This window comes from Klebsiella oxytoca (genome assembly GCF_009707385.1).
GTDB classification, from domain to species: Bacteria; Pseudomonadota; Gammaproteobacteria; order Enterobacterales; family Enterobacteriaceae; genus Klebsiella; species Klebsiella oxytoca_C.
The window spans coordinates 4,741,466-4,755,603 of the sequence record NZ_CP046115.1 but is presented as its reverse complement, the minus strand read 5'-3'; the positions used below and the strand labels follow the sequence as shown (position 1 = coordinate 4,755,603).

Annotated in this window: 12 protein-coding genes; 7 read left to right on the top strand and 5 right to left on the bottom strand. The window is 59.9% G+C overall.

The annotated features are described in order from the left end of the window. Nucleotides 1-88: 88 nt before the first annotated feature. From GJ746_RS22135 to lsrR, 3 genes are all read right to left on the bottom strand, one after another. The gene (locus GJ746_RS22135; protein WP_154682120.1) at nucleotides 89-2,110 is read right to left on the bottom strand and encodes an NADPH-dependent 2,4-dienoyl-CoA reductase; all 2,022 of its coding nucleotides are present in this window, start codon (nucleotides 2,108-2,110) and stop codon (nucleotides 89-91) included. Between the two features lie 236 nt (nucleotides 2,111-2,346). Further along, nucleotides 2,347-3,939, bottom strand: a complete 1,593-nt coding sequence (lsrK, locus tag GJ746_RS22130; RefSeq protein ID WP_154682119.1) for an autoinducer-2 kinase — start codon at nucleotides 3,937-3,939, stop codon at nucleotides 2,347-2,349. A gap of 37 nt (nucleotides 3,940-3,976) precedes the next feature. Beyond that, a complete protein-coding gene (lsrR, locus tag GJ746_RS22125) occupies nucleotides 3,977-4,948 on the bottom strand; it encodes a transcriptional regulator LsrR (RefSeq protein ID WP_154682118.1) in 972 nt (323 codons plus the stop codon). Between the two features lie 219 nt (nucleotides 4,949-5,167). Here lsrR and lsrA point away from each other — a divergent pair, with 219 nt between their 5' ends. Genes lsrA through lsrG form a run of 6 tightly spaced genes read left to right on the top strand, consistent with a single transcriptional unit; the run spans nucleotide 5,168 to nucleotide 10,874 of the window. Next, entirely contained in the window at nucleotides 5,168-6,655 is a 1,488-nt protein-coding gene (gene lsrA, locus GJ746_RS22120) for an autoinducer 2 ABC transporter ATP-binding protein LsrA (RefSeq protein ID WP_154682802.1), read from the top strand. Further along, the gene (gene lsrC, locus GJ746_RS22115; protein WP_154682117.1) at nucleotides 6,652-7,686 is read left to right on the top strand and encodes an autoinducer 2 ABC transporter permease LsrC; all 1,035 of its coding nucleotides are present in this window, start codon (nucleotides 6,652-6,654) and stop codon (nucleotides 7,684-7,686) included. The genes lsrA and lsrC overlap by 4 nt, the downstream gene beginning before the upstream one ends. Next, the gene (lsrD, locus tag GJ746_RS22110) at nucleotides 7,687-8,679 is read left to right on the top strand and encodes an autoinducer 2 ABC transporter permease LsrD (protein WP_154682116.1); all 993 of its coding nucleotides are present in this window, start codon (nucleotides 7,687-7,689) and stop codon (nucleotides 8,677-8,679) included. 1 nt (nucleotide 8,680) lies between these two features. Beyond that, a complete protein-coding gene (lsrB, locus tag GJ746_RS22105; RefSeq protein WP_154682115.1) occupies nucleotides 8,681-9,682 on the top strand; it encodes an autoinducer 2 ABC transporter substrate-binding protein LsrB in 1,002 nt (333 codons plus the stop codon). Between the two features lie 11 nt (nucleotides 9,683-9,693). Next, nucleotides 9,694-10,581 carry a 3-hydroxy-5-phosphonooxypentane-2,4-dione thiolase gene (gene lsrF, locus GJ746_RS22100; protein WP_154682114.1) on the top strand — a complete coding sequence of 296 codons (888 nt, stop codon included), beginning with the start codon at nucleotides 9,694-9,696 and terminating at the stop codon, nucleotides 10,579-10,581. Then, on the top strand, nucleotides 10,578-10,874 hold the full coding sequence (lsrG, locus tag GJ746_RS22095; RefSeq protein WP_154682113.1) for a (4S)-4-hydroxy-5-phosphonooxypentane-2,3-dione isomerase: 297 nt from the start codon (nucleotides 10,578-10,580) through the stop codon (nucleotides 10,872-10,874). The genes lsrF and lsrG overlap by 4 nt, the downstream gene beginning before the upstream one ends. Nucleotides 10,875-10,948: 74 nt before the next feature. Here lsrG and ygjG read toward each other — a convergent pair whose 3' ends face one another. Both ygjG and GJ746_RS22085 read right to left on the bottom strand, forming a co-directional pair. Beyond that, entirely contained in the window at nucleotides 10,949-12,328 is a 1,380-nt protein-coding gene (gene ygjG, locus GJ746_RS22090) for a putrescine aminotransferase (RefSeq protein ID WP_004854393.1), read from the bottom strand. Between the two features lie 240 nt (nucleotides 12,329-12,568). Beyond that, entirely contained in the window at nucleotides 12,569-13,105 is a 537-nt protein-coding gene (locus GJ746_RS22085; protein ID WP_154682112.1) for a PadR family transcriptional regulator, read from the bottom strand. 229 nt (nucleotides 13,106-13,334) lie between these two features. On the opposite strand from GJ746_RS22085, the gene GJ746_RS22080 reads away from it, so the two are divergent. Next, on the top strand, nucleotides 13,335-14,108 hold the full coding sequence (locus GJ746_RS22080) for a siderophore-interacting protein (RefSeq protein ID WP_154682111.1): 774 nt from the start codon (nucleotides 13,335-13,337) through the stop codon (nucleotides 14,106-14,108). The last annotated feature ends 30 nt before the right edge of the window (nucleotides 14,109-14,138 follow it).

Genomic DNA, 14,138 nt, shown 5'->3' with positions numbered 1-14,138 from the left:
GCTGACGCCTTAGCCGGGCTACTGGCTGACGCCTTAGCCGTGCTACCGGCTGATGCCTTAGTCGGGCTACCTGCCGGGTTTCCTTTCCCTAAATCGACAGCGCCAGCCTGGTGCCCTGAGCGATTGCCCGCCGGGCGTCCAGCTCCATCGCCATGTCGCAGCCGCCAATCAAATGCACCGTTTTACCCGCCTCCTGCAGCGGATCGGCCAGCTCACGGCGGGGATCCTGACCGGCGCAAATAATCACATGATCGACGTTAAGCACCTGAGATTCGCCGCCGATCGTCACATGTAAACCTTCATCATCGATCCGCTCATAGCTGACGCCGGGGATCATTTTGACGCCGCGGGCCAGCAGGGTAGCGCGATGGATCCAGCCGGTAGTTTTCCCCAGGCCATCGCCGGGTTTGCTGGTTTTACGCTGCAGCATCACTATCTGGCGCTGGCTTTTAGCCAGCTGTATCCCTTCCGGGCGTAGCCCGCCAGCGGTCTGCAGGCTGGTATCAATCCCCCATTCGGCGCAAAACTCGCCAATATTCTGGCTGGTGGCGACGCCGGACTGGCTGAGGTACATGGCGGTATCAAAGCCGATCCCGCCGCAGCCGATAATCGCCACCTTCTCGCCGACCAGCGCTTTATCGCGCAGGACATCGAGATAGCTCAGCACTTTGGGATGATCGATCCCCGCGATATCGGGCATTCGCGGGGCTATCCCGGTGGCGAGGACGATCTCATCAAATGCCCGCAGATCCTCGGCCGTGACGTGGGTATTCAGACGCAGATCGACAGCGTGAAGATCGAGCATTTTGCGATAGTAGCGCAGGGTTTCGTAGAACTCCTCTTTGCCGGGGATCCGTTTGGCGATATTAAACTGGCCGCCAATCTCGCGATGACCATCAAACAGGGTCACTTGATGTCCGCGCGAGGCGGCGTTAACGGCAAAGGCCAGCCCGGCAGGACCGGCGCCGACTACCGCCAGCCGCTTCGGCGTGGTCGCGGGCGTTATCGGCATCAGGGTTTCATGGCAGGCGCGCGGGTTGACCAGGCACGAGGTGATCTTGCCAACGAAGATCCGATCGAGGCAGGCCTGGTTGCAGCCGATGCAGGTATTGATCTCATCCGCCCGTCCGCTCTGCGCTTTGGAGAGAAATTCGCTGTCGGCGAGAAAAGGGCGAGCCATCGATACCATATCGGCGTCTCCGCGGGCCAGGATCGCTTCCGCGACTTCTGGATCGTTAATCCGGTTGGTGGTGACCAGCGGGATCGACACCGCGCCCTTCAGCTTGCGGGTGACCCAGCTAAACGCGCCGCGCGGCACCGGTGTGGCGATGGTGGGGATGCGCGCTTCGTGCCAGCCGATGCCGGTATTGATAATCGTTGCCCCTGCGGCCTCAATGGCTTTTGCCAGCGCGGTGACTTCCGCGAGCGTGCTGCCGCCGCTGACCAGGTCGAGCATCGACAGGCGGTAGATGATAATAAAGTCGCTGCCCGCGCGTTCCCGCACGGCTCTGACCACTTCAATGGCAAAACGCATACGCCGGGCGTAGTCGCCGCCCCACTGGTCATCGCGCAGGTTGGTGCGCGCGGCAAGAAATTCGTTAATCAGATAGCCTTCGGAGCCCATCACTTCGACGCCGTCGTACCCCGCCTCCCGCGCCAGCTGGGCACAGTGGGCAAAATCATCAACCAACTGCAGAATCTCTTCGTGGCTCAGTTCGTGAGGCGTAAAGGGGTTGATTGGCGCCTGCAGCGCGGAAGGGGCCACCAGCTTCGGCTGGTAGCTGTAGCGCCCGGTATGCAGGATCTGCAGGGCGATTTTGCCGCCTTCTTCGTGCACCGCGTCGGTAATATGGCGATGGTGGGAGAGGTGGCTGGCATCGTTCAGCACTGCGCCGCCCGCCATGGTGACGCCGGAGGGCGCGGGGGCAATCCCGCCGGTAACGATTAGCGCTACCCCGTGGCGGGCACGCTCGGCGTAAAAGGCCGCCAGCCGCTGCGCGCCGTCCGGGAGCTCCTCCAGGCCAGTGTGCATTGAGCCCATCAACACGCGGTTTTTGAGCGTTGTGAACCCCAGCTCAAGCGGGGCGAAAAGCGACGGGTAGCGGCTCATAATGGCTTCCAGTGTAAAATTATTGTTATGTGGTCGGATGAGTTACTAATTTAGCCGTCGCGGGCAAAAAGGGAAAAGGGGAGTGCGGCGATTGTGATGGGATTCAAAGAATGGCGCAGGAAGACTCCCCTCACCCCGACCCTCTCCCGAGGGGAGAGGGAGAAAGGCGAACTTTGCCTGGTGTTCTGGTCTAAAAAGCGGTGCCGAACGGTCCCCTCTCCCCTGCGGGGAGAGGGTTAGGGTGAGGGGGTAACAGGTGCACGCCGCACCAGCCCCGGCGCCTGCCACATCGACGTCGTCAACCCGCTATCTACCAGACCGAGCTGTTCGGCGTACACCGACTGCCATTTGGCCATCATCTCCTGATACAGCTCGCGATGCGCTGGATTGGGCGTAAATTCCCGATGCCAGCTCACCAGCTTCTCGCCCGTCGCCGCCATATCATTGTACAGTCCGGCGCCGGTTCCGGCGGCAATTGCGCAGCCGAGCGCCGTCGCCTCGCGGACCTCCGGCACCCGCACCGGCAGGCCGGTGACATCGCTGAGGATCTGGCTCCACAGCGCCCCTTTCGAGCCGCCGCCGGCGAAGACCAGGCCGTCAAACTGCACGCCGGAAAACTGTGAAATCTGCGCCAGGTTGCAGGCGGAGACAATCGCTGCGTTCTCTTCCAGCGCGCGGAAAAGCGTGGCCTTATTGCATTTTTCCGGGTCAATGGAGAGGTTAATAAACGATGGCGCGGCGTGGTACCACTGCTTAAAGTGCATGGCATCGGAGAAGATCGGCATCACCCCATGGGAACCTGCCGGTACGCGGCTGGCCATCTCTTCGAGCAGGCTGTAGGCGTCGACGCCGAGGCGCTCGGCAATCAGCTTCTCTTCCGCACAGAAAGCATCGCGGAACCAGCGCATGGTCAGGCCGGTGAAGAAACTGATGGACTCAGCCTGCGCCATACCGGGAATGACGTGCGGGTTAACGCGAATATTCATCTCCGGATCAGTACGGACTTCCGGCAGGTTAACTACCTGCTGCCAGAAGGTGCCGCCGAGTACAGCCGTCTGTCCGGCGCGCACTACGCCGAGGCCCAGGCAGCCGAGCTGAACGTCGCCGCCGCCCATCACCACCGGGGTGCCAGCGCGCAGCCCGCTCTGCTGCGCCGCTGCGTTGGTTACCGCGCCCAGCAGGGTACCGGTCTCTTTCACCGGCGAGAGAATATCGGCCCGCAGCCCGGCCATATCCAGTAGCGCCGGGCGCCAGTCGCGGCTGAACAGGTCGAGCATGCCGGTGGTTCCGGCGTTAGAAGGGTCAACCGCCAGCTCGCCGGAGAGCTTCGCCGCCAGCCAGTCGCTGATCATGGTGATGGTCGCCGCTTTGCGATAGATGTCCGGGCGATGGTGGGCCAGCCACAGCAGACGCGGCATGGCGCTCAGCGCCAGGGTTTGCCCGGACACGCCGTACACTTCGGATTCAAAACGGTCGTCGTGGATCTCTTTGAGCTCCGCCACCTCGCGGCTGGCGCGAGCGTCAACGTTGGCGCAGGCCCAGATGGCCTCGCCGTTGCGGTCGTAAAGCACGATGCCTTCGCGCATTGAACAGCAGGCGACGGACTGAACATCCGCCGCAGAGAGATGGGCGGCAGCCAGCGCCTGGCGGATGCACTGGCAGGCCAGCTGCCAGTTGACGCTGAGATCGAATTCCATCGAGCCGGGGACATTGTCCACGCTCAGGTGTTTCCATTCGGCCTGGCCGACCGCAATCTGGCGACCGTTGAGATCGAAAATCACCGCCCGGATGCTGCCGGTACCGGCATCTAACGCTAACAGGTAACTCATGACATGCGCCTCGCTTGTGTTGCGCGGCGCAGGGCCGTTATGAGGCCAGCGTCAGCACCGCGCGTGCTGTTGTCTCTTCCGTTACCAGGCCATTAATCCGCTTGCCGATAAGGGCCGCGTAAATCGCCTGCGCTTTTTCTTCTCCCCCGGCGACGCCAACGATGGTTGGCAGCTGCGCCAGTTCATCAAGGGTGACGCCGAGCAGTTCCCGATGGATCTCCAGCCCTTCGACCGGTTTGCCGTCGGCCTGCAGGAAATACCCTAAAATGTCGCCCACCGCGCCTTTGCGGGCGAACATCAGCTGTTCGCCTTCGCTGATATAGCCGGATCGCAGGATGGTAGCGTCGCGACGCTGGTCAATGGCGCCGATACCTACCACCGCCGCATCTGCCGCCGTGGCGGCGAGGATCACGTCGCGTACGCTCGATTCCCGGCGCAGGATCTCCGCCACATCCGCCGATGACACCCTCAGCGGCGCGGGGATCATGCTGACGCTACAGGCGGCATCCAGCTGGCCAATGCCGGTCATATACGGGCCTACGCCGCCGGAAAGCGTCACCAGCCGCACCTGCTGCGAGCCAATAAAGCCGCTCAGATGCTGCAGGCAGCTCATGGTGGCTTCGCCAAAGCCCACCGCCAGCAGCTGTCCCGGCTCCAGCACGCCCATTAACGATTGCGCCGCGCCAATCCCCAGGCGGGTGTTCATCGGCGGGGTATTCAGCGCCGGCAGCACGCGGGCGATTTTCAGGCCGAAGCGCTGCTGGAGCTCGGTTTCCAGCGCCAGACAGCCCTCATAGCGCGAATTAATCTGGACGCGGATCACCCCCGACTGGCGGCCCTTCTCCAGCAGGCGGGAAATTTTCAGCCGCGGTAGCCCTAAACGCTCGCCAATGTCGTTCTGGGTTAAGCCATCGTGGTAGTAACACCACGCCACCCGCGCCACCAGCTCCTCCTCGGCTAACGCCAGCCCGGCGTAGCGGCTCTCTTCCGTAATGCGTTTCTCGCTCATAAAGTGAACTCTTATAAAAATTTAGATCATATGTTCGTTATTGCGCGGCCGGAAAATGTGAGCCGACTGGCAAAACCGATCTTTCATCGCTCGCTGGTTTTATTCAAACGATCTAAAGCATAAAACTGTGATCGTTGCACGGTTGTAAATATAGTTCACCGTCTACGCTTTTGAACATTATTAATTTAAAAAATCATTTGTTCAAATCGAGGCGCGATGATGAAGCCACTGCTTGAAGCTCGCCAAATCTGCAAACAGTTCTCCGGCGTGACCGTACTGAAGCAAATTGATTTCACGCTGCTTTCCGGCCAGGTGCACGCGCTGATGGGCGGCAACGGCGCCGGAAAATCGACGCTGATGAAGATTATCGCCGGAGTAGAAACGCCCGACAGCGGTGAGCTTATCCTCGGCGGACGCGCGTTTGCGCGCCTCACTCCCGCTCAGGCCCACCAGCAGGGGGTGTATCTGGTACCGCAGGAGCCGATGTTATTCCCCAACCTGACGGTGCGGGAAAACATTTTATTCCGTCTGCCGAAACGGACGGATAACGAGGCTCGCCTGCAGGAAAAGCTTCAGCAGCTTAGCTGCCAGCTTAACCTCGAGGCGGCGGCCAGCACCCTGGAAGTGGCCGATCAGCAAATGGTGGAGATCCTGCGCGGGCTGATGCGCGACGCGCAGATCCTGATCCTTGATGAACCCACCGCCTCATTGACGCCGGGTGAAACCGAGCGCCTGTTTCGCCAGATCCGCTCTTTACAGGCCCTCGGCGTCGGCATCGTGTTTATCTCGCACAAACTGCCGGAGATCCGCCAGCTCGCCAGCCACGTCTCGGTGATGCGCGATGGCGCGGTGGTGCTGAGCGGGGAAACCGCGCATTACGGCGACAACCAGCTGATTGGCGCAATGACGCCCGTCAGTCGCGATCGAGCCCTGAGCGACACGCAAAAGCTGTGGCTGGCGCTGCCGGGCAATCGGCGCACTCAGGCGCAGGATTTTCCGGTGCTGCGGGTCGAAGATCTGACCGGGGAGGGCTTTATCGATCTCAACCTCGAGATCCGCGCCGGGGAGATCGTCGGCCTCGCCGGGCTGGTCGGATCCGGGCGTACCGAATTTGCCGAAACGCTCTACGGTCTGCGGCCGGCTCGCGCAGGGCGGGTGTGGCTGGAAAACCGCGATATCAGCCGCGACAGCACGCGCGCCAGGCTGGCCAGTGGGCTGGTCTATCTGCCGGAGGACAGACAGGTTTCCGGTCTGTTTCTTGATGCACCGGTGCGCTGGAACACGGTGATGTTTAACCAGCCGTCGCTGTGGCAGCAGAACCGGCGCGAAGCGGCGGTGGTGGAGCGCTATCACCGGGCGCTGGGGATCAAAATGGCCGATGGCGATCGCCCGGTGCGCACGCTCTCCGGCGGTAACCAGCAGAAGGTACTGCTGGCGCGCTGCCTGGAGGCTAACCCGCTGCTGCTGATCGTCGATGAACCCACGCGTGGGGTGGACGTTTCCGCCCGCGCCGACATCTATCAGCTGCTGAAAAGCGTCGCCGCGCAGAACGTGGCGGTATTGATGATCTCCAGCGATCTCGACGAGTTCGTTGGTCTTGCCGATCGGGTGCTGGTAATGCATCAGGGCAGGCAGAGCGGCGAGCTGGCGCAGCAGGCGGTCAGCGTTGACCGGATGATGACCCTGGCCTTCGGAGGGCAGGCATGAAAACGTTATTAAAGAATCGCGAACTGAGCGCCTTTCTCGCCATCGTGGTGCTGTTTGCCGGGCTGGTGGCGCTCAACCCGGCTTATTTCAGCTTACAAACCCTGGGCATGATTTTCGCCAGCTCGCAAATCCTTTGCCTGCTGGCGCTGGGGGCAACCCTGGTGATGTTGACCCGCAATATTGACGTTTCGGTGGGCTCCACCGTTGGCCTGAGCGCTATCGCGACAGGCGTGGCGCTCAATAGCGGCTATAGCCTGATGACCGCCATCGCCTTCGCGCTGGCGATCGGCGCGCTGGCCGGCGCCTTTAACGGCCTGCTGGTGGTGGGGCTGCGCATCCCGGCGATTGTCGCCACCCTTGGCACCCTCGGGCTTTATCGCGGGGTGATGCTGCTGTGGACCGGCGGTAAATGGATTGAAGGACTGCCGAACAGCCTGAAAGCGCTGTCGGAACCGGCATTCATCGGCATTTCTTCGCTGGGCTGGCTGGTGCTGGCGCTACTGCTGGCGGGCGGCTGGATACTGTCGCGCACCGCCTCTGGACGTGATTTTTACGCCGTTGGCGATAACCTCGCCGCTGCCCGCCAGCTCGGGGTGGCGGTGAACCGCACGCGGATGCTGGCATTCACCCTTAACGGCATGCTGGCGGCCTGCGCCGGGATTGTGTTCGCCGCGCAGATTGGCTTTGTGCCCAATCAGACCGGCAGCGGCCTGGAGATGAAAGCCATCGCCGCCTGCGTGCTCGGCGGGATCTCGCTGCTCGGTGGTACCGGTACGCTAATTGGCGCTTTCCTCGGCGCGTTCTTTCTGACCCAAATCGACACCGTACTGGTGCTGTTCCGTCTCCCGGCCTGGTGGAACGACTTTATTGCCGGCCTGGTGCTGCTCGGCGTACTGGTGCTCGACGGGCGGCTGCGTCAGGCGCTGGCCCGCCATCAGCGGGCGCTGAAGTACAGCCGCTTTCAGCCCGGTAATAAAGGGGGCAAGCGCGTGGCCCCATTTCCCGAACGAAAAAACAAAGAGGTGGCGTAAATGAAGCTCAACTGGGAAAGCGCGCTGCTGGCGTTGCTGGTGCTGGAGATCCTGCTGTTCGGCGCGCTGAATCCGCGCATGCTGGATCTCAATATGCTGCTGTTCAGCACCAGTGACTTTATCTGTATTGGCATCGTGGCACTGCCGCTGACGCTGGTGATCATCAGCGGCGGGATTGATATTTCGCTCGGTTCGACCATCGGCCTGTGCGCCATTGCGCTGGGGGTGATGATGCAGGCGGGCTGGCCGATGAGCCTTGCAATCCCGCTGACGCTGCTGCTCGGCCTGCTGTGCGGGCTGCTGAACGCGGCGCTGATCCACTACACCGGCATAAGCCCGCTGGTGATTACGCTTGGCACCCTGTACCTCTACGGCGGCGGCGCGCTGCTGCTTTCGGGCATGGCCGGGGCGACCGGCTACGAAGGCATCGGCGGATTCCCGGATAGCTTTACCGCCTTCGCCAACCTGACCCTGTTCGGCCTGCCGATCCCGCTGGTGCTGTTCGCGGTTATCACCTTTTTCTTCTGGCTGCTGGCCCACCGCGGGCGCTTTGGGCGGCATCTTTTTCTGCTCGGGCAGAACCCGCGCGCCGCGCGCTATGCCGCGCTTTCCGTGAACGGTATGCCGTATGTGCTGTATGGCCTGGTGGGCGTGGCGTCGGCGGTGGCGGCGCTGGTGATGGTCTCCTATTTCGGCTCGGCGCGCTCGGATTTAGGCCGCGACCTGCTGATGCCGGCGCTGACTGCAGCGGTGCTCGGCGGGGCCAATATCTACGGCGGTTCCGGCTCGATCGTCGGCACGGCGCTGGCCGCGCTGCTGGTGGGCTATTTACAACAAGGTTTGCAAATGGTCGGCATCCCCAACCAGGTGTCGAGCGCGCTGTCAGGGGCGCTGTTGGTTGTGGTGGTGATGGGGCGTTCGCTGAGTCTGCACCGTGAATGGGTGCGGATGACCTGGCGACGTCTTTTCTCGCGTAAAACAATCGGAGCATAAAATGAAAACAAAACTGATCGTGCTGGCGATGGCGCTGGGTGTGGCATCGGCCCAGGCGGCGGACCGCATCGCCTTTATTCCTAAGCTGGTTGGCGTCGGCTTCTTTACCAGCGGCGGCAACGGCGCGAAAGAGGCGGGCAAAGCGCTCGGCGTGGACGTTACCTACGACGGCCCGACCGAACCGAGCGTCTCCGGCCAGGTGCAGCTGATCAACAACTTCGTCAACCAGGGCTACAACGCGATTATCGTCTCCGCCGTGTCGCCGGACGGCCTGTGCCCGGCGCTGAAGCGGGCGATGCAGCGCGGTGTCAAGGTTCTGACCTGGGACTCCGACACCAAACCAGAGTGCCGCAGCATCTATATCAACCAGGGGACGCCGCAGCAGCTCGGCGGCCTGCTGGTGGAGATGGCGGAAAAGCAGGTGACGAAGCCCACCGCCAAAGTGGCATTTTTCTACTCCAGCCCGACGGTCACCGATCAGAACCAGTGGGTGAAAGAGGCGAAAGCCAAAATCGAAAAAGAGCATCCGCAGTGGGAGGTGGTGACCACCCAGTTTGGCTATAACGACGCCACTAAATCACTGCAAACTGCCGAGGGGATCTTAAAAGCCTATCCGGATCTCGACGCCATTATCGCCCCGGACGCCAACGCGCTTCCGGCCGCCGCCCAGGCGGCAGAGAACCTCAAACGCCAGGGGGTGGCGATTGTCGGCTTCAGTACCCCGAACGTGATGCGCCCCTACGTGGAGCGCGATACGGTCAAAGCCTTCGGCCTGTGGGATGTGGTACAGCAGGGCAAGATCGCGGTTAACGTCGCCGATCGTCTGCTGAAAAAGGGCGATCTTAACGTCGGCGACAGCGTTGAGGTGAAAGATCTCGGCACTCTGAAAGTCGAGCCCAACAGCGTGCAGGGTTATCAGTATGAAGCGAAAGGCAACGGCATCGTGCTGCTGCCGGAGCGGGTGGTATTCACCAAAGAGAATATTAATAACTACGATTTCTGATGGAGGATGAGATGGCTGATTTAGACGATATCAAAGAGGGGAAAGACTTCGGCTTAGACCGTCCGCAGCAGAACACGCTCTATACGCTGAAGGGCTGCGGTTCGCTGGACTGGGGCATGCAGTCGCGGCTGGCGCGCATCTTTAACCCACAGAGCAACCGTACGGTGATGCTGGCGTTCGACCACGGCTATTTTCAGGGGCCGACTACCGGCCTGGAGCGTATCGATCTCTCTATCGCGCCGCTGTTTGCAGAAACTGATGTGCTGATGTGCACCCGCGGCGTACTGCGCAGTCAGGTGCCGGCGGCGACCAACAAACCGGTGGTGCTGCGCGCTTCCGGCGGTAACTCGATCCTCAGCGAGCTTTCTAACGAGTGCGTGGCGGTGGCGATGGAAGACGCGCTGCGCCTGAACGTCTGCGCGGTGGCGGCGCAGGTCTATATCGGCAGCGAACATGAGCATCAGTCGATCAACAACATTATCAAACTAGTGGATGCCGGAAACCGCTACGGGATGCCGGTGCTGGCGGTAACCGGCGTCGGCAAAGAGATGACCCGCGACGCGCGTTATTTCTCGCTGGCCAGCCGCATCGCCGCCGAAATGGGGGCGCAGTTTGTGAAAACCTATTTTGTTGAGGAGGGCTTTGAGAAAGTCACCGCCAGCTGCCCGGTGCCGATCGTCATCGCCGGGGGCAAAAAGCTGCCGGAGCATGAGGCGCTGGAGATGTGCTGGCGGGCGATCGACCAGGGCGCATCCGGCGTCGATATGGGACGCAATATCTTCCAGTCCAGCGCGCCGCGCGCGATGCTCAAGGCGGTGAAAAAAGTGGTGCACGAGAATCTGAGCGCCCGCGAGGCGTATCAGTTCTGGCAGGAGGAAAAACAGGGAGAGCTGAAATGAACGTGACGCTGGTGGAAATCAATATCAAACCGGAACGGGTCGACGAGTTTCTTGAAGTGTTCCGCGCCAACCACGAAGGGGCGCTGCAGGAGCCGGGCAACCTGCGCTTTGACGTATTGCAGGACCCGGAGGTGAAGACGCGTTTTTTTATCTACGAAGCCTATAAAGATGATGAGGCGGTACTGGCGCATAAGAAAACCCCGCACTATCTGGCCTGCGTGGCGAAGCTCGAGGAGCTAATGTCGCAGCCGCGGCAGAAGCGCAGCTTTATCGGCCTGCTGCCGGAGGTGTGAGGCTGCCCCCTCACGCTAACCTTTTGTCTGGGATAGCGTGAGGGGACAGATATGGCGGATATAAGGGAGAGTCACTACGCCTCTTCCACCGAAACCCGCAGCGCCGCCAGCGCCAGGCGGGCCGCTTTTAGTACCTGTTCACACTGCTCAGGTGTCAGCGTCAGCGGCGGTTCAATGCGGATCGTCCTTGCGTTGTTCAGCGTTCCGGCCACCAGCACCCGCTGGCGGAACATCTCGCTGGCAAAGTCATAGCCGATTTCGTTATCGACAAACTCAATCGCCATCAGCATGCCTTTGCCGCGCACGTCATTTACCAGATCCGGATATTCGCGGGCCAGCTGACGGAAGCCGTCCAGCAGCATGTCGCCTTTCTGCTCCGCCTGTGCGGGTAAGTTCTGCGTTAACAGCACGTTGATGGTCGCCAGCGCCGCCGCGCAGGCCAGCGGATTACCGCCAAACGTGGTGGTGTGCAGGAATGGGTTGTCGAACAGTACTGAAAATACCTCTTCGGTGGCGACCGTTGCGCCAATTGGCATCACCCCGCCCCCCAGCGCTTTGGCCAGGCACAAAATATCCGGCTGAACGTTTTCGTGCTCGCAGGCGAACATCTTGCCGGTGCGCCCCATGCCGGTTTGTACTTCATCGAGGATCAGCAGGGCGCCAAACTCGTCGCACAGCTTGCGTACCGCAGGCAGATAGCCCGGAGGCGGCAGAATTACCCCACCTTCGCCCTGGATGGGCTCAAGGATCACCGCCGCGACGTCATCGCCGGTTTTTTTGCACTCGCTCAGCAGCGTGCGCATGGCGTTAATATCGCCAAACGGCACATGGCGAAACCCTGGCAACAGCGGCATAAACGGCTTGCGGAAGGTGGATTTCGCGGTGGCCGACAGTGCGCCCAGGGATTTACCGTGAAACGCGCCGCTGGTGGCGACAAAGGTAAACTTGCCGCGCGGCGACTGGTAGGCCTTCGCCAGCTTTAACGCCGCCTCTACCGACTCGGTACCGCTGTTGCTAAAGAAGCTGTATTTCAGTTTGCCCGGCGTTAAGGCCGCCAGGGTTTTAGCCAGCATGGCCCGCAGCGGGTCCAGCAGTTCCTGACTATGAAGGGGTTGTTTAGCGAGCTGATTTTCGACGGCGGAAACGACAACTGGATTACGGTGCCCTACATTAAAAATCCCAAACCCACCCAGGCAGTCGATAAACTCCTGTCCCTGAGTGTCGACAAGCGTATTTAATCCCCCCGCTTGCCACTCTACGGCTCCGTAATCCCCGCCAGCAGTGACCGATTTTCGATACGCTAAAAAACCCGGATTCACATGCTCTTTAAAGTATTCTCTAACCTCCTGATTAAGTGATTTCATCTCCTCATGATCGAGCGTTCGCTTCTCAATGAGATTCAGTGCGTGCGCGCTGCAGGCCAGAGCCGATGCGCTGGAAGGTAACCTGTTCAAAATGTGCTCCTGGGCGGGGCGTATCACATGATACTGAATTAAGTATTGCAGGGATTACGCCACTTCGGCGCGGGCCAGGAAAATCAGGATAAACGCAACGTGAATGCGTGATTGAACAAAATTTAATCTCACGGCGCTTTTATTGGCATGTTTTACTCCTGAGAAGATAAAACGGTACGGGAAGAGGCTTCCGCCGCGCGCTTCGCGGCGGTGCAGGCTGCCCTGCGATGGGGCAGAGAATCAGTCGAGCTGGGAGATCTCCATCGCCGCACGGTCAATTATGCCGACGATCTGCTTTAGCTGAGCTTCGGTAATTTCCTGCTGATTAACCTTTAAATCCAGTACCGCTTTGAAGTTTTCCAGCGCGCGCTTCATCTGCGGGTTTTTACGCAGTTCACAGCCCACCATACGCGCCTGCAGTCTGGCCTGAATATGTTCCAGCTGTTCCTGGTTTTCCGCGTGCAGCTGGCTGCCCTCGGCGGTAATAGCGATTTTTTTGCGGCCGTTTTCGTCAGCGACGCTGATTAAACCCTGATCCTGGAGCAGATCGAGCGTCGGATAAATGACGCCGGGGCTTGGGCTGTAGTTACCCTGGGTCATGGTTTCTATCTCTTTGATAAGCTCATAACCGTGGCTGGCATTGCGGGTGAGGATATCCAGAATGACCAGTCGCAGCTCGCCGTGGCCAAAGAAGCGCTGTCGACGCCCGCCGCCTCTGCGGCCATGTTCGTCGTGGCGCCCGCGCGACCCATCGCCTTCTTCGTGATGATGTCTCATAGTGAGTTCCTTTTTTATTTTGATATATCTAATTTATATCTAAATTAATGGCTTTGGGCAATGTTGATTTTTTATGTTATTGATAATAAATAATTTATTTTATCATTTTGACTTATCTGGCGTTTAATTTTGGCTATATCAAAAAATACTTGCATTCTTATTTAATAGCAATCATTATCATTTGAAATGGTTTTAGATATATCTATTTAGTGTTTCAAGGCGATGAAAAATGACGACGACAAATCCTCTTAAATATCCCCAGCGCGTTCGTAACGAGCTGCGTTTCCGTGAGTTAACCGTATTGCGCGTTGAGCGTGTCGGTAGCGCTTTCCAGCGTATTGTACTGGGCGGTGAGGCGCTGGACGGCTTTGTTTCCCGGGGTTTTGATGACCACACCAAGCTCTTTTTCCCCACGGCGGGCACGACGTTCACTCCACCGGAAGTGACGGAAGAGGGCATTAACTGGGGCGAAGGCGTGCGTCCGGCGACCCGCGACTATACGCCGCTGTACGACGCCGACCGTCATGAGCTGGCGTACGACTTTTTTATTCACGACGGCGGTGTTGCCAGCAGCTGGGCGCTGGCGGCGAAAGCAGGCGATAAACTGGTGATTGGCGGTCCGCGCGGCTCGCTGGTAGTGCCGGAAGATTACGCCTGGCAGCTGTACGTGGGTGATGAATCAGGAATGCCCGCGCTGCGCCGCCGCTTGCTCGGATTACAACAGCTTCCGACGCGTCCGCAGGTGACGGCAATTGTGACTATTGGCGATGCGTCTTATAAAGATTATCTGGCGGATATTAACGGCTTTAATATCGAGTGGATCGTAGGGCATAACTCATCCGCCGTGGCCGAGCGCCTGGCGCGGATTGAGGTTCCGGGGGAAGATTATTTTATCTGGGTGACCGGAGAAGGCGCGGTAGTAAAATCGCTGCTGGCGCGTTTTGAAGGTGAAGAGATTGACCCGCAGCTGGTGCGTTCGCAGGCCTACTGGCACAGTAAGTAAAGGCTGAGAAACCCCGGGTTGCGGCTGACG

What these genes read in the sequence shown, in the direction of transcription:
- lsrC (WP_154682117.1), top strand. Translation starts at nt 6,652, where the DNA reads ATGAAAACGTTATTAAAGAATCGCGAACTGAGCGCCTTTCTCGCCATC.
- lsrA (WP_154682802.1), top strand. Translation starts at nt 5,168, where the DNA reads ATGAAGCCACTGCTTGAAGCTCGCCAAATCTGCAAACAGTTCTCCGGC.
- lsrF (WP_154682114.1), top strand. Translation starts at nt 9,694, where the DNA reads ATGGCTGATTTAGACGATATCAAAGAGGGGAAAGACTTCGGCTTAGAC.
- lsrB (WP_154682115.1), top strand. Translation starts at nt 8,681, where the DNA reads ATGAAAACAAAACTGATCGTGCTGGCGATGGCGCTGGGTGTGGCATCG.
- GJ746_RS22135 (WP_154682120.1), bottom strand. Translation starts at nt 2,110, where the DNA reads ATGAGCCGCTACCCGTCGCTTTTCGCCCCGCTTGAGCTGGGGTTCACA.
- lsrK (WP_154682119.1), bottom strand. Translation starts at nt 3,939, where the DNA reads ATGAGTTACCTGTTAGCGTTAGATGCCGGTACCGGCAGCATCCGGGCG.
- lsrG (WP_154682113.1), top strand. Translation starts at nt 10,578, where the DNA reads ATGAACGTGACGCTGGTGGAAATCAATATCAAACCGGAACGGGTCGAC.
- lsrR (WP_154682118.1), bottom strand. Translation starts at nt 4,948, where the DNA reads ATGAGCGAGAAACGCATTACGGAAGAGAGCCGCTACGCCGGGCTGGCG.
- GJ746_RS22085 (WP_154682112.1), bottom strand. Translation starts at nt 13,105, where the DNA reads ATGAGACATCATCACGAAGAAGGCGATGGGTCGCGCGGGCGCCACGAC.
- lsrD (WP_154682116.1), top strand. Translation starts at nt 7,687, where the DNA reads ATGAAGCTCAACTGGGAAAGCGCGCTGCTGGCGTTGCTGGTGCTGGAG.
- GJ746_RS22080 (WP_154682111.1), top strand. Translation starts at nt 13,335, where the DNA reads ATGACGACGACAAATCCTCTTAAATATCCCCAGCGCGTTCGTAACGAG.